Below are 14,415 nucleotides of genomic sequence, written 5' to 3' on the forward strand. Positions count from 1 at the left end.
CGCGGGCGTCGCCGCGAATGCGAGATATTCACGCGCGGCCCGTAGTCTTGATGAACGTGAAACCCGTCGTCAGCACCCTGCGTACCGTGCGCACCGCGGTAATGACGACGGCACTGCAATTGCCGCCCCGCCGCATCGTCGGGATCCTGGCCGCAGTTGTCATTCTCGTCGCAATCGCGATTCTGGTGCCGCTACCCACCGCGATGCAGCTGCGGGATCAGGCCGACGCCGTGGGACCGTGGTTTCCGCTCGCCTTCCTCGGCGCACACATCGTGGTGACGGTGTTTCCGTTTCCACGCACGGCCTTCACGCTGGCCGCCGGATTGCTGTTCGGTCCGGTGCTCGGGGTGGGGATCGCGGTGGTGGCCAGCACCGTGAGCGCGATGCTCGCGTTGCTGCTGGTCCGGGCAGCCGGCTGGCAACTGAATCGTCTCGTCTCCCATCCGAAGGTCGAATTGGTCGACGCACGGCTGCGTCAGCGCGGATGGCCGGTGATCATGTCGATGCGGTTGATCCCGGCCGTGCCGTTCTCGGTGCTCAACTACGCCGCCGGAGCGTCGGCCGTGCGGGTGGTGCCGTACACGCTTGCCACCCTCGTGGGCCTGCTTCCGGGCACTGCTGCCGTCGTAATCCTCGGAGACGCGCTGACCGGCAATATCAGCCCCTCGCTGTTCCTGGTGTCGTTGGGCACGGCCGCCCTGGGGGTGGCCGGGCTCATCTTCGAGATGCGCAGTCATCGCAGTGACGGACGCCCGCTGCGCTCCGCGAGCGAGCGTGTCGGTACACCGACACGCCGCACATAGCGGGGTTCAACTCTCTCGTCGCAGGCGGATTGCCGCTTCCACCGGGGTAAACATTTGTTTACAATTGTAAACATGGGTTCACCTCCCGATGATGACCGGACCGCGCGAGCCCGCATTCGCGACGAGGCCCTGCGACTCTTCGCCGAACGCGGCTCCGATGCCGTCACGATGCGCGATATCGCCGGCGCCGCCGGCGTGTCCCCCGCCCTGGTGGTGCGACACTACGGTTCGAAGGATGGCCTGGTGGCCGCGGTCGACGATCACGTGGTCGCCACTCTGGAGGGGCTGCTCAGCGAAACGACCGGCACGGTTGCCGATGACGTCCTGGGACCGTCAGCGGTACCAACCCTGGTAGATGCGCTGGCCAACCACCTGCCGCCCGACTCGCCCGTCCCCGCGTATCTGGGCCGGTTGCTTACCACAGGTGGCCCGGTCGGATCGGCATTGTTCGCCCGCCTGTACGGCATCAGCCGAACCGCCCTGGAAGCCATGGTCGCCGGAGGGGTCGCCGACGCCGGAACGGATCCCACGGTGCGCGCGGCCGTGCTCATGGCCAACGACCTGGCAGTACTGATCCTGCGGCCGCGCCTCACCGAGGTCCTGGGCATCGACCCACTGACGCATGGCGGGATGTCGCGTTGGGCGGCAGAAGTTCTCGCGATCTATCGGGATGGGCTGCAGTCCGAATCGAGAGGAGAAATACCATGACTGCCAACACGTTCGCCGGCCTCGGCGCCCGCATCCTGCGCAATCGTCGGCTGGTGCGCGCCCCGATCTGGGTCTATCGCATGCGTGCGGGAGCATTGCTGGGCTCACGGGTGTTGATGCTCGAACACATCGGTCGCACATCGGGCCGACGACGCTACGCCGTGTTGGAAGTCGTCGACCGCCCAGCCCCCGACAGCTACGTCGTCGCCGCCGGATTCGGCGAAAAAGCCCAGTGGTTCCGCAACGTTCGCGCCAACCCTGCGGTCCGAGTCTGGACCGGCAGCCAGGCGCCCAGGCCCGCCGCCGCACACGTGCTCGACCAGCAGGGCACCGACCGGGTGCTGAACGCCTACCGGTCGGGCCGCCCCAAGGCCTGGGCGCAGTTCAAGCCGATCCTGGAAGAGACGCTCGGCCAACCGATCACCGACACCGATACCCCGCTGCCCATGGTCGAGCTGCGTTTACAGGCCGGCTGAACCGAGCCGGCCTCAGGCGCGATGCACTCCGCCAGGCAGCCCCTCCTGCGGATAGGGCGTGTCCAACGGCTGTGGCGGCGGGACCGGGGCCGGAGCACCCAGCGGCGGTGTCGTGGCGCGCGCTTCCGCTTCGGCCTTGGCGACAGCCTGAGCGATGGCAGGATCGGTGTCGGTGGAGAACCACTCGGCGACCTCTTCGCTGTCGTCCTCGGGCTTCGGCAGGTCATCCTCTACCGGGGTCGGGGTGTAGCGGAACACACCGTCCTCGCCGGGCGCACCCAGCATCTTGGTGAATCCCTGCAGCGCCGAACCGAAATCGCTCGGCACGATCCACACCTTGTTCGCCTCACCCTTGGCCATCTGCGGCAGGATCTGCAGATACTGGTAGGCCAACATCTCCGGGTTGGGCCGACCGGCCTTGATCGCCGCGAACGTCTTCTCGATGGCCTTGGCCTGGCCCTGCGCCTGCAGGTACTGGGCGGCCCGCTCGCCCTGGGCCCGCAGCATCCGGGACTGCCGATCGGCCTCGGCGGCCAGGATCGCGGCCTGCTTGGCGCCTTCCGCGGCCAGGATCTGGGACTGCTTCTGCCCCTCAGCCTGTTTGATCGACGATTCCCGCACACCCTCGGCCGTCAGAATCATGGCCCGTTTGTCGCGGTCGGCCTTCATCTGCTTCTCCATCGACTCCTGGATCGACGGCGGCGGGTCGATGCTGCGCAGCTCGACCCGGGCCACCCGCAGGCCCCAGCGGCCGGTGGCCTCATCGAGCACACCCCGCAGCTGCGCGTTGATCGAATCACGCGACGTCAACGTCTGCTCCAGCGTCATACCGCCGACCACGTTGCGCAGCGTAGTGGTAGTCAGCTGCTCGACGCCGACGATGTAGTTGCTGATCTGGTACACCGCCGCCTGCGGGTTGGTGACCTGGAAGTAAACAACCGTGTCGATGTTCAACGTCAGGTTGTCCTCGGTGATCACGGGCTGCGGCGGGAACGACACCACCCGCTCACGCAAATCCACTCGGGCCCGGATCCGGTCGATGAACGGCACCAACAGCGTCAGCTGGCCGCTGACGGTGCGGCTGTACCGACCGAGCCGCTCGATGACCGCCGCCTCGGCCTGAGGAATCAGCGCGACGGACTTCGCCACCACGATGATGGCGAATATCACCAGCACCACCAGGAAGACCAACCCGGCTATAGCACCGTCCATTGGTAGACCCCCTTCGTTGTTTTACATTGACTTGAAGACAACTGCGGTCGCGCCGTCGATCCTGAGGACGGTCACGTGGTCACCCGGCTCGAACACATCGTCGTCGTTGAGCGGCCGCGCCGTCCAGACTTCGCCGTCGAGCTTGACCTGGCCTTCGTGCCGCGCGACCCGGTCCAGCACCAGCGCGGATTGACCTTCCAAGGCTTTGACCGGGTCAGGGAGACCGTGCCCGCTGAGCAACCGCCGGCGCAGCGCCGGCCGTACCAACACGAGCAGTAGAACCGAAACCACCAGGAAGACTGCGCCGTCCGCCCACACCGGCCAGTCCACTAACGCGCTGGTGGCGGTGGCTGCCAGCGCTCCGCCGGCGAGCATGAGCAGGAACATATCGCCAGTCAGCGCCTCAGCCCCGGCCAGCCCCAGCGCTACGATGAGCCAGATCAGCCACACAGGCATGAGTCCACCCTAGCGAATCCCGCCCATTCGGCGTCCGACTACTACACTGCCAGCATCATGTGGTGTCCAAGTGCAACATTGTCGGTGTGGGCCAACGCCTGGCTCGCCGGCGTCGCCGCGCCCGACGACGTCCTCGACGCGCTATCTCAATGGGCTCCAACGCATTCTGTGACCGCCTACGATTCCGCAGCCGCGGTGCGCACCAGCCTGCCCTGGCCGGAACTGGAGGATTCCGGCTCGGTGTCGCTGCTACAGACGTTGCGCACCGCCGCGGGGCGGTCGGTGCAGACTCCCACCATCACGGTCGCCCAGCCGGTCCCCGGTGACGTCCGCGGCCTACCTGCAGGCACCCAGTTCCAGCGCGACGCCGTGACCGTCGGTGAGGCCGTCATCGTCAGTCACGACGAGTTACCGGGCGTCGGTCTGGTCCCCGAGTTCGAGTACTTCGAATTCGATGAGATCGAGGACGATTCGATATTCGACCCGGAGCCTCGGGCGTTGTCCTGGACGGTGTACTCGGTGCCGACGATGCCCCAGCCCGAACAGTTCGAGCTGGGCACGGCCGAGTACGAACTGCGTTCTGCCGTCCGCTCTGCCGCCGAGACGCTGGGCACGCTGCGCGCCGGGCCCGGGATGGCCACGGATGACCCGCGCGGCATGGTCCAACAGATCCTGGACGCCACGCGACTTCACCGCATCCCCGATCACGCCCCGACCCGTGCCATCCGGGTCCTGGAAACTGCAGCGCACGTCGACGCGATCATGACGGTCAGCGCCGGGTTGACCCCGATCGGCCTGCAGACCTCCTCGGAGGTTCAGCTCGCCGGGGACACTCTGCGGCCCCTGACACAAGTGGTGCGGGCCGCGCGGTTAGCCGCGCTCGGCGCGATTCTGCAATCCGCTTGGCGCTGAACCTCGCCACCCGAATACTGTCTACCGTGCGCCGCCGCAGCAGTACGGCGAACAGGGCGCACCGTTGATGCTGAATCCGCAGCCGGGGACCGGGTCCGACCCCGTCACGCGCAGCGGTTCGCCGCCGTCTCGGAGCTCGCCGATCAGCTCGGCGGCCAGCTTGGCGTATCGCCGATCGGCATTCGGCGTGGCGGCTCGGGCCAGCTCGATACCCGCGGCCTCGGCCTGCAACCGCAGTTCGTGGTCGAGGTCCCACACCACTTCGATGTGGTCGGCTACGAAACCGATCGGGCACACCACGACCGACTTGATGCCTTGCTGCTCCAGCTCCGAAAGATGGTCGCCGACATCGGGTTCCAGCCACGGCACCTGCGGTGGACCGGACCGTGACTGCCATACCAAGTCATAGCCGTCGATACCTGCGGCTGCCGCCACCAGACGCGCGGCATAGGCGACCTGCCGACTGTAGAGCCGCGGCCCGTACCGTTCGTCGGCGGCGATCGGGATCGAGTGCGCGGTAAACACCACCCGCGCGTCACCGGGCAGTGTCGCCGCAGCGGCCGTAACCGCCTCGGAGTACATCTCGACCAGCAGCGGATGGTCGAAATACTGACGCAGCTTCACCAATTCGGGCGCGTCCACCCCCACCGCGGCACGTGCTCGGGCAATGTCCTCGACGTACTGCGTGCAGCTTGAGTACCCGCCCCAAGCCGACGTGGTGAACACCGCGGCGCGGCGGACCCCGTTGTCCCGCATCGTCGCGACGGTGTCCTCGGCGTAGGGGGCCCAGTTGCGGTTACCGAAATACACCGGCAGATCGGGCATTTCGGCCCGCAGCTGTTCGATCAGCGCACGGTTGATCCCGTTGATCGGCGATATGCCACCGAAATGCAGGTAGTGCTCGGCGACTTCATCGAGCCGCTCCGGCGGGATGTTGCGCCCGCGGGTGACGTTCTCCAGGAACGGCCGTACCTGCTCCGGTCCCTCGGGTCCACCGAAGGACAGCAGCAACAGCGCATCAAAAAGCACAGCAATCCGCGATCTATAGCAGCTGGGTGTGGGCGCCACCGTCGGCGTAAACGACGGTGCCGGTGGTAGCGGGCAGCCAGTCCGACAGCAGAGCACACACCGTCTTTGCGACCGGCGTCGGATCCTTCATATCCCAGCCGACGGGAGCACGCTGATTCCAGCCCTCTTCCAGCAGCCGCATCTGCTCGCCGGCCTCGGCACCGAGCGCGCCGCCGACGATGGCGCTCATCGCGAGCGTCCGGATCGGACCGGCCGCAACGAGATTCGAGCGGACACCGATCTGCCCGGCCTCCCGCGCCACGAACCGGTTGACCGACTCGAGCGCGCTCTTGGCGACCGTCATCCAGTTGTAGGCCGGCATCGCACGGGTCGGGTCGAAATCCATGCCGACGATGCTACCGCCGGGATTCATGATCGGCAGTGTGGCTTTGGCCAGCGAGGCGTACGAATAGGCCGAGATGTGGATGCCCTTGGCGACATCCTCGTACGGCGCGTCGAAGAACGGGTTGATACCCATGCCCGACTGCGGCATGAAGCCGATCGAATGCACCACACCGTCAAGCTTGTTGCCCTCGCCGATCACCCCGGTGATCCGCTGGGCCAGGCTGTCGAGGTGCTCGGTGTTCTGCACGTCGAGTTCCAGCAAGGGAGCCGGATTCGGAAGTCTGTCGCAGATGCGCTGGATCAACTTCATCCGGTCGAAACCGGTCAGCACCAGCTCCGCCCCGGCTTCCTGGGCCACCTTGGCGATGTGAAACGCGATGGACGAATCGGTGATGATCCCGGTGACCAGGATCCGCTTGCCCTCGAGCAAACCTGCCATTAGTGCGACTCCTTCTTCGGCGAAAAGTTAGGCGAAAGTTCTGGTAGGCCAAATCCGTTGGATCAGTGGCCCATACCCATGCCGCCGTCGACAGGGATCACCGCACCGGCGATGTAGCTCGCGTCCTCGGACGCCAGGAAGCTGACGGCGCCGGCGACCTCTTCAGCGGTGCCGACGCGCTTGGCGGGAATGAACTCGAGCGCCCCGGCCTGAATCCGCTCATCGAGCGCGCGGGTCATCTCGGTGTCGATGTAGCCGGGCGCGACGACGTTCGCAGTGACGCCGGCCTTGGACAGTTCCCGGGAGATCGAACGGGCCATGCCGATCAGGCCGGCCTTGGCAGCCGCGTAGTTGGCCTGGTTGCCGATGCCCCACATGCCCGAAACCGAACCGATGAAGATGATCCGGCCGAAGCGCTTGCGCTGCATGCTGCGCGACGCCCGCTGCGCCACCCGGAACGCCCCGGTGAGGTTCGCGTCGATGACCTCGGCGAACCGGTCCTCCGTCATTCGCATGAGGAACGCGTCCTTGGAGATGCCGGCATTGGAGACCAGCACCTCGACCGGGCCCTGGTGCTCCTCGACCTCCTTGAAGGCGCGGTCTACGGCGGCGTTGTCGGTGACGTCGCACACGACGCCGAAGAGCCCGTCAGGCGCCCCTGATCCGCGGTGGGTCACGGACACCTTGTGCCCGTCGGCGGCCAGACGCTGCGCGATCGCCAGCCCGATCCCCCGGTTACCCCCGGTGACCAAGACAGAACGCGGCACGAACGCGGGCCGGCCAGGGGTGGTTTCGGTGTCGGCTTCAGCGGCGACCTTGTCACTCATGCTGGTCAACTTAACGCGTCGGTCGCGGTTCGCTGAAATCGACACCAGGGCTGTTGCATGCCCGTTTGCACCGTCCCGGTGCCGATCTCGACGTTCACCTAGTTGGGCAGCCTGCGGTTGATGAACAGTCCGGCGAGTGCTGCAAGGGCCAGCACCAACGCACCGAGCCGCAACCAGCCCAGGCTGGCGTCGCCCTTGATGGTCTCGTAGCCGATCTGCTGTTGCAGCGACGTGAAGACCGCCTTGAGCTGCTCCAGGTTCGACGCGTTGAACGAGTCACCACCGGACAGCTGAGCGATCTTCTTCAAGGTTTCGTCGTCCACCGGCACGGGCTGGCGCTGATCGTTGATCTCGACATAGCCGTACGGCGTGCCGAACGACACCGTCGAGATTGGAATGCCCTGGTCCTTGGCGGTGCGGGCCGCCGTGTAGGCGCCCTTGGGGTTGTCGGGATTCGACGGCACCGTTTCCTTACCGTCGGACATGAGCACGATCCGCGCCGGCGGCGGCTCGTCACCACCGCCGATCACCGCGCCCACCGTCGCGATCGCCTGCAGTGCGGTGAAGATGCCCTCGCCCGTCGCGGTCCTGTCAGCCAGCTGCAGCTTGTCCAGAGCGACCTTGGTCGCGTCGCGGTTGGTGGTCGGCTGCACCAACACCGTGGCGGTGCCGGCGTAGGCGATGAGTCCCAGGTTGATGCCGGGCGTCAGCTGGTCGGCAAACTGCTTGGCGGCCTCCTGCGCCGCGGCCAGTCGGCTGGGCTCGACATCGGTGGCCCGCATGGACTGCGAGACGTCGATCACCAGCATCACCACGGCACGGTTGCGTGGAATCCGCACGTCGTGGGTGGGACCCGCCAGTGCCACGGTGAACAGCACCAACGCGGTCACCAGCAGGATCGCCGGCACATGGCGCCAGCGGGTGGGCTGCTTGGGTGCCACACTCTCCAGCAGCTCCATGTTGGCGAACCGCAGGATCCGCTGCTGCCGGGCGCGCTGGACGATGACATACAGCGCCACCAGAGCCGCCACCACCAACAGGAACAGGAACCACCACGGGTGCGCGAACCCCGAAAGGCTCATCGGCCCGAGTATCGGTAATGTCATGTGCTACTTGTCATTTCAGTTTCGATGGTCGTCAGCGTGACTGTTCAACTGGGCGGTCTCCTCTTCGCGCAAGCGCTCATCGCGGTTGTCTCCTCTTCGCGCAAGCGCTCATCGCGGTTGTCTCCTCTTCGCGCAAGCGCTCATCGCGGTTGTCTCCTCTTCGCGCCAGCGCTCATCGGCCCGCGAGGGCGCCGCGCCGCCGGTTCGCCACAAATCGCACCACATCGGCGATCCAGTCCCGGTCGGTGCGCAGGCTCAACAGCGGCGCGTCGCACCGGCGCAACGTGCGGGCCACTTCTTCGCGATGGGCAGCGGCCGCCCGTTCGAAATCGCTACGCAACTGCGCATCGATGGTGAACTCCCGGGTGACGCCGGTTTCAGCGTCCTGCAGGATGACTTCGCCGACGTCGGGCAACTCCACATCCCGCGGGTCGAGCACCTCGATGCCGAGCACTTCATGGCGGCCCGCGATGGCCCGCAATGGACGCATCCAGTTGATCGGCCCGAGGAAGTCGCTGATGATCACGGCCATGCCCCGCCGGCGTTCCGGCCTGCGCAACGCATCGATGGCCGCGGCCAGGTCGCCGCGTACGCCCGTGGGCGCCTTGGGCATCGTCGCAATCGCGCGCAGCATCTCTTGCTCGTGCATGCGACCCGACAACGCGGGAACACGGCGGACTGATTCGCCGTTGGCGATGATCGCGCCGATCCGGTTGCCGCCGCCGCTGTTGAGGAACGTGATCGCCGCTGCCGCTGCGACCGCGAGGTCGCGCTTCTCGCAGCCTGCGGTGCCGAAGTCGAGGCTGGCTGATACGTCGACCACCAGCCAGGTCTCCAGCTCCCGGTCGGCGATCATCTGCCGGACGTGCGGCATCGTGGTGCGCGCCGTCACCGACCAGTCCATCCGGCGCACGTCATCGCCGGGCTGGTAGATCCGCGACTCCCCCGGCTCGGATCCGGGGCCGGGAATCAGTCCGAGGTGATCGCCGTGGAGCACGCCGTCGAGCTTGCGGCGGACCGTCAGCTCGAGCTTGCGAAGCGCGGCCGACAGCGCGGGGTCACGGATCTCGCCGCGCTGCAGCGACGGAAGGTCGACTGAGCGGCGAGCCGGACCGGTCACCGACTCGCAGCCGCGGCGGCAGCGGCAGGCACGACGGGCGGAACCGAATGACCTTGCTGCGGAAGGGCATTCACCTGAGGCAGCGCCACCGTCTGCAGAATGCGGTTGACCACGCTCTCCGCAGAGATCTCGTCGGCCAGCGCGTCATAGGTCAGCACCAACCGGTGCCGCAGCACGTCGGGGATGATTTCGACGACGTCCTGCGGGATGACGTAATCGCGCCCGCGCACCAGCGCCAACGCGCGGGAGGCCGCGATGATGCCCAGCGAGGCACGCGGGGAGGCACCATAAGCGATCCACGCCTTGGCGTCGGGCATGCCGAACTTCTCCGGCTCACGTGTCGCGGTGACGACGCGGACCACGTAGTCGACCAGCGCGTGGTGCACGAAGGTGTTGGCGGCGACATCCTGCAACCGCAGCAGGTCCCCGGTGGCGAGGATCTGTTTGGGCTCCGGGGGTTTGACACCCATCCGGTAGATGATCTCGCGCTCCTCCTCCGGCGACGGGTAGTCGACGTTGAGCTTGAAGAGGAACCGGTCCCGCTGGGCCTCAGGCAGCTGGTAGACACCCTCTTGCTCGATCGGGTTCTGGGTGGCCATCACCAGGAACGGGTTGGGCAGCGGGAACGTCTTGCCGCCGATGGAGATCTTCCGTTCGGCCATCACCTCGAGCAACGCCGACTGCACCTTGGCCGGGGCGCGGTTGATCTCGTCGGCGAGCAGGAAGTTGACGACGACGGGACCGAGCTCGATGTCGAAGTCTTCCTTGCCCTGCCGATAGATGCGGGTTCCGATGATGTCGGTGGGCACCAGGTCGGGGGTGAACTGGATACGGGCGAACGTACCGCCCACCACCTTGGCGAACGTCTCGACGGCCAGCGTCTTGGCGACGCCGGGCACACCTTCGAGCAAAACATGGCCCTTGGCGAGCAGACCGACCAGCATGCGCTCGACCAGTTGATCCTGGCCGACGATGATGCGCTTGACTTCGAAGATCGCCCGCTCCAAGGTATGCACCTCGCCCTGCAGGCCGCCGTTGTTCGACGCCGCTGCGGTGTGCGCGCCGAGCTGCGGAGCAGCAGGCGCGGCCGATGAGCCGGGAGAATAACCCGGCGTCGGGCTCGTGCCGTCATAACCTCCGGCGCCCTGCGGCGGTCCACTCGGTGACGTCATCAATTTCCTCCCACGGTGTTCGTCTGCAAACGCTGTAATACCGATAGCCGGGCAGCCGGGTGCCCAGGGTCAACTATTCCAGGCACTCCGGAATCCGTCGACGCTGCCTAGAAGAGTTCAGGTTCCCCTCAGGATTCGATGATGCGCGACAGATGGGGCGACATACCCGCTGTCCGCACGGGGCTGACCGTGACTTTGCCGGCACTGCCGGAGGCTTCCAGCATCTTGCCGCCCCCGAGATAGATGGCAACGTGCTGGCTACCGCCGGGCCCGTAGAAGATGAGATCGCCACGTTTGGCCTGCGACGGCGGAATCGCCCGCCCGGTGTTGTACTGATCGCCGGAATACTTCGGAATCTGCACGCCCACACCGGCATAGGCGTAGCGAGTCAGGCCTGAGCAGTCGAAGCCGACCTTTCCGGCGTCGTAGTCCACACCGGGGCCAGGTCCGGTGAGCGTGCCGCCGCCCCACGAGTAGGGCACACCCATCTGGCTGCCGCCGCGCCGGATGGCGTATTCGATGGCCTGCGGACCCCGTACCGCACCACCGGGAAGTGTCGACGCGGCTGTTTTCGGCATCAGACCGATACTCTGCAGGAACTGCTGGCCGAGGCTCTGCGTGGTCTGCAACGCGATCTGGCTGACCTGGAACGACGCATTGGCGATCGCCACCGGATCACCGGGTGCGCCGGAGCTCGCCACCTTTGGCAGCGTGGGGTCCCAGCCGCCGTCATCGGGCGCAGCAGCGGCCGGCCATGCGCCCCCGATGGCGAGCGCGATTGCGACCGCCATCGAAGCCAAGATCCCGACGGGGCGAAACGACTTGGAGCGCAATGCAATCCCTACGATTCAGTATTCGATGTAGCGGATGACGTACGGTGTCATGCCGCTGGTCCGAACGGGTGAGATCTTGACCGTCGACCCCGTGTACGGCGCTTCGAGCATCTGACCGTTACCGAGATAGAGCGTCACGTGCTGGGCGCCCCCAGGGCCGTAGAAGATGACATCGCCGCGACGCATCTGCGAAGCCGGGATCTTGCGTCCGGCGTTGTACTGCGAACCCGAGTAGTGCGGAAGCTTGATGCCGACGCCCGCGAATGCGTAGAGGATCAGGCCGGAACAGTCGAAACCGACGGTGTTCGCACCCGAATCGATGCCACGGCTGGGGCCGGCCGCCGTTCCGCCACCCCACGAGTACGGGACGCCGATCTGCGATCCCGCGCGCTGAATGACGTACTCGGAGGCCTGCCGTCCGTAGACCCGAGGGATGGCACCGTTCGTGTAGCCGGTCGGCGTGGGCAGCAGACCCAGTTTCTGCAGAAAACCGCGGCCCATGTTCTGGGTCACCTGCGCGGATGTCTGCGAGATGCCGAGCAGGGTGTTGATGATCGCGATCGGGTCGCCGCTGACGAAGGCACTCGGGATCGCGGGCAGCGTCGGATCCCACTGGCCGTCCCAGTTGGCGGGGCGCTGTCCGGCGGCGCCGGGGGCGCGGTCCCAGTTGCCCGGGTTCGCCTGGGGAGGTGTCGCGGCCGAGGCGCCGCCGGCCGGGGCCGACATGGGCTGCGCCTGGTCGAGTTTGGCCTGGGCCGCGGCCCGCTGCGCAGTGAGCTGCTGCAATTGGCCCCGTTGGGTGCCGAAGGTCTGCTGGGCGTTCTTGAGTGCCGCAACCGCGGAGTCCTGGCTGGTCTGCGCATCCTGCGCGGCCTGATCCGCTTTCTGTTTCGCCAGCCGGGCCGTCGACTCCCGGTTGACCTGTTCGGTTCGAGCCCGCTGCAGGTCGGCCATCACCTGGTCGGCGCTGACAGCCAGGGCCTGGCCGGTGGCGGCGGCGTCGATCATGTCTTGCGGGTCGGTTGCGGTCAGATACGAACTGGCCGGGCCGTTGACGTAGCTGGCTGCCGCGAACCGATCGAACCGCTTCTGTGCGGCGGCGATGGCGGCATTGGCGTCGGCGACGCCCTGCTGGCTGGCCGCCACTTCGCGGGTGGCCGCGTCGGCTGCGTCCCGCGCGTCCTGCACCTCGACGATCGCCTTGTTCACACCTTCCTGCTGCGTCTGAATGGACGCTCCCAACTCCTGCAACTTCTGGTTGGCGTTGGCCACGGCAGCAACCAAACTCGCGATATCCTCTGGGCCGCCCGGTTCAGCGATCGCCGCCGGGACGCCCCCCACCATCGCCGTGGCGAGCAGCATCCCGATCGTCAGAGATACGGCGCAGATGCGGCCGTACGCCTGACGCGCTCGACTCCGATCTGCTCCTCGCATGCGCGAAGCGCGAACGAAGCGTCTCATTCGACTCAAGTCTCCTAGGGCTCAACGACGGTGTACCGGCGGGTTTGCTCGGAGCCTTTGCACAGTAGTCACATCAAGCACAACTACAACAATGGGCACTGATTGCACCGTACGTCACATCTGTAGCCAAAGAAACTTTAGTCACAAATTACATTTTTGTAATTGCGAATAGTGTGACCGTTTAGTGATATTCGGAGAATTTACGAACTAATGTTCGACGGGTCTGAGGGCCCAGTTTCCGAGCTCGTCGAGGTGGCCGAAGCCCTAGCTCGTTTGCCACGAACCTGCAGGACACGGGTGATGACAGCGGCCGCGGCAACTCCTAGCGTCAACACGATCGTGAGGGTTGTCCACGGGAAGATCGGAGTCGTTATCTGATCGACGAAATTCCGTGCCGACTGCACCGGGTTACCGGTCTTTGCGACGTCTTGTCCGGCCTCCAAAGTGACCCGGTCTATCGACTGGCTATAAGTGCCGGCAAATGTCGGACTGATGGCAAGCACGGTGGACCCAGGATTGGCCTGACCAACCTCCGTGGCGATGTCCCGCAGCGGCGTGTCGATGAACGGGTCCTTGGGCACGACGACGACCTTGAGGTCGATGCCTTCCTGACGCGCGTCACTGACCACCTGCCGCAGCGCGGGGACATCGGCGGCCGGCGCACTCACACCGTCATCGGCAACGTCGGCCTGCACGACCGCCATGCACTTCGCCACGCCATCGGGTTGCGCCGGGGACAGGCCCACTGTGTCGCACACCTCGACCGGAATGAAGGCAGGCAGAAACGGGATGACGTGCGGTCCAGTCACAGGGGCACGGTACGCCGTGTCGCCGAACCGCCAAGCAGCGACACGGATGCCACCGCTTCGACTGCCGGTCGTCACGCTGGAGTGACGATCGCGCTCGAGTGCCACTCCAGCGCGACAGACCCCGCCCCTTCAGGGATGACAAAGCGGGCGCGCCGCATGGACAGAGCGGGATGCTCGGCCGAATCAGGGCATCCCGGTAGCGCCACGGAGACAACAAGAGAAGAGTGTTACGCGCCCTCAAGTCTTTACAGGACAAGCGTACTGTTAGAGTCAGCAGCGCCGTCGACACAGCCCGTCGCGGCGATGATCTAGCCGGGAGTTGATGTGAGCAGCGAGAATACGGAAAATTCGTCCCTTAACTCTTTTGGTGCCCGTGACACTCTGATTGTCGGGGACCAGAGTTATGAGATTTATCGTTTGGACGCGGTGCCCGGAACCGAGAAACTGCCCTACAGCCTCAAGGTGCTCGCCGAGAACCTGCTGCGCACCGAAGACGGCGCCAACATCACCACCGAGCACATCGAGGCCATCACCCACTGGGACCCCACGGCCGATCCGAGCATCGAGATCCAGTTCACCCCGGCCCGGGTGATCATGCAGGACTTCACCGGCGTGCCCTGCATCGTGGACCTGGCCACCATGCGCGAAGCCGTCGCCGCGCTGGGCGG

At 66.1% G+C, this 14,415-nt stretch carries 15 protein-coding genes and 1 pseudogene; 5 read left to right on the top strand and 11 right to left on the bottom strand.

Annotated features, from left to right (window positions below; genetic code table 11):
* Positions 1-50 precede the first annotated feature (50 nt).
* The 3 genes from H276_RS0110400 (at position 51) to H276_RS0110410 (ending at position 1,987) form a co-directional block, all read left to right on the top strand.
* Entirely contained in the window at positions 51-803 is a 753-nt protein-coding gene (locus H276_RS0110400; RefSeq protein WP_019971249.1) for a TVP38/TMEM64 family protein, read from the top strand.
* A 72-nt stretch (positions 804-875) separates the two neighbouring features.
* Positions 876-1,511: a TetR/AcrR family transcriptional regulator gene (locus tag H276_RS0110405; RefSeq protein WP_019971250.1), complete on the top strand. Its 636-nt coding sequence runs from the start codon at positions 876-878 to the stop codon at positions 1,509-1,511.
* Complete coding sequence (locus H276_RS0110410) at positions 1,508-1,987, top strand: nitroreductase family deazaflavin-dependent oxidoreductase (protein WP_019971251.1); 480 nt, start codon at positions 1,508-1,510, stop codon at positions 1,985-1,987. The genes H276_RS0110405 and H276_RS0110410 overlap by 4 nt, the downstream gene beginning before the upstream one ends.
* A gap of 12 nt (positions 1,988-1,999) precedes the next feature.
* Here H276_RS0110410 and H276_RS0110415 read toward each other — a convergent pair whose 3' ends face one another.
* Together H276_RS0110415 and H276_RS0110420 are read right to left on the bottom strand one after the other, a co-directional pair.
* Entirely contained in the window at positions 2,000-3,199 is a 1,200-nt protein-coding gene (locus H276_RS0110415; protein WP_019971252.1) for an SPFH domain-containing protein, read from the bottom strand.
* 21 nt (positions 3,200-3,220) lie between these two features.
* Entirely contained in the window at positions 3,221-3,655 is a 435-nt protein-coding gene (locus H276_RS0110420) for an NfeD family protein (RefSeq protein ID WP_019971253.1), read from the bottom strand.
* Positions 3,656-3,712: 57 nt separating this feature from the next.
* Here H276_RS0110420 and H276_RS0110425 point away from each other — a divergent pair, with 57 nt between their 5' ends.
* A complete protein-coding gene (locus tag H276_RS0110425) occupies positions 3,713-4,567 on the top strand; it encodes a hypothetical protein (RefSeq protein WP_026356810.1) in 855 nt (284 codons plus the stop codon).
* Between the two features lie 21 nt (positions 4,568-4,588).
* Here the strand turns inward: H276_RS0110425 and H276_RS0110430 are convergent, their stop codons facing one another.
* The 9 genes from H276_RS0110430 to H276_RS22830 all read right to left on the bottom strand — a co-directional run bounded on the left by H276_RS0110430 (position 4,589) and on the right by H276_RS22830 (position 13,747).
* Positions 4,589-5,596, bottom strand: a complete 1,008-nt coding sequence (locus tag H276_RS0110430) for a ferrochelatase (RefSeq protein ID WP_019971255.1) — start codon at positions 5,594-5,596, stop codon at positions 4,589-4,591.
* A 13-nt stretch (positions 5,597-5,609) separates the two neighbouring features.
* On the bottom strand, positions 5,610-6,419 hold the full coding sequence (inhA, locus tag H276_RS0110435; protein ID WP_019971256.1) for an NADH-dependent enoyl-ACP reductase InhA: 810 nt from the start codon (positions 6,417-6,419) through the stop codon (positions 5,610-5,612).
* A gap of 62 nt (positions 6,420-6,481) precedes the next feature.
* The gene (gene fabG1, locus H276_RS0110440) at positions 6,482-7,246 is read right to left on the bottom strand and encodes a 3-oxoacyl-ACP reductase FabG1 (protein WP_019971257.1); all 765 of its coding nucleotides are present in this window, start codon (positions 7,244-7,246) and stop codon (positions 6,482-6,484) included.
* 98 nt (positions 7,247-7,344) lie between these two features.
* Positions 7,345-8,352, bottom strand: a complete 1,008-nt coding sequence (locus H276_RS0110445) for a VWA domain-containing protein (protein WP_026356811.1) — start codon at positions 8,350-8,352, stop codon at positions 7,345-7,347.
* A 172-nt stretch (positions 8,353-8,524) separates the two neighbouring features.
* A complete protein-coding gene (locus H276_RS0110450) occupies positions 8,525-9,472 on the bottom strand; it encodes a DUF58 domain-containing protein (RefSeq protein ID WP_019971259.1) in 948 nt (315 codons plus the stop codon).
* Positions 9,469-10,644, bottom strand: a complete 1,176-nt coding sequence (locus tag H276_RS0110455) for a MoxR family ATPase (RefSeq protein WP_019971260.1) — start codon at positions 10,642-10,644, stop codon at positions 9,469-9,471. Before H276_RS0110455 ends, H276_RS0110450 begins: the two co-directional genes overlap by 4 nt.
* Before the next feature lie 128 nt (positions 10,645-10,772).
* Positions 10,773-11,435: an NlpC/P60 family peptidoglycan endopeptidase RipB gene (ripB, locus tag H276_RS0110460; RefSeq protein WP_019971261.1), complete on the bottom strand. Its 663-nt coding sequence runs from the start codon at positions 11,433-11,435 to the stop codon at positions 10,773-10,775.
* Between the two features lie 57 nt (positions 11,436-11,492).
* Entirely contained in the window at positions 11,493-12,911 is a 1,419-nt protein-coding gene (gene ripA / locus H276_RS0110465; protein ID WP_026356813.1) for an NlpC/P60 family peptidoglycan endopeptidase RipA, read from the bottom strand.
* Positions 12,912-13,138: 227 nt separating this feature from the next.
* On the bottom strand, positions 13,139-13,747 hold the full coding sequence (locus H276_RS22830) for a DUF6676 family protein (protein ID WP_051111415.1): 609 nt from the start codon (positions 13,745-13,747) through the stop codon (positions 13,139-13,141).
* A 324-nt stretch (positions 13,748-14,071) separates the two neighbouring features.
* Between H276_RS22830 and acnA the strand changes: the two are divergent.
* Positions 14,072-14,415: pseudogene (gene acnA, locus H276_RS0110475) on the top strand (aconitate hydratase); the annotation flags it as partial.

Origin of the sequence: Mycobacterium sp. 141 (genome assembly GCF_000382405.1) — a bacterium.
Lineage (GTDB): Bacteria > Actinomycetota > Actinomycetes > Mycobacteriales > Mycobacteriaceae > Mycobacterium.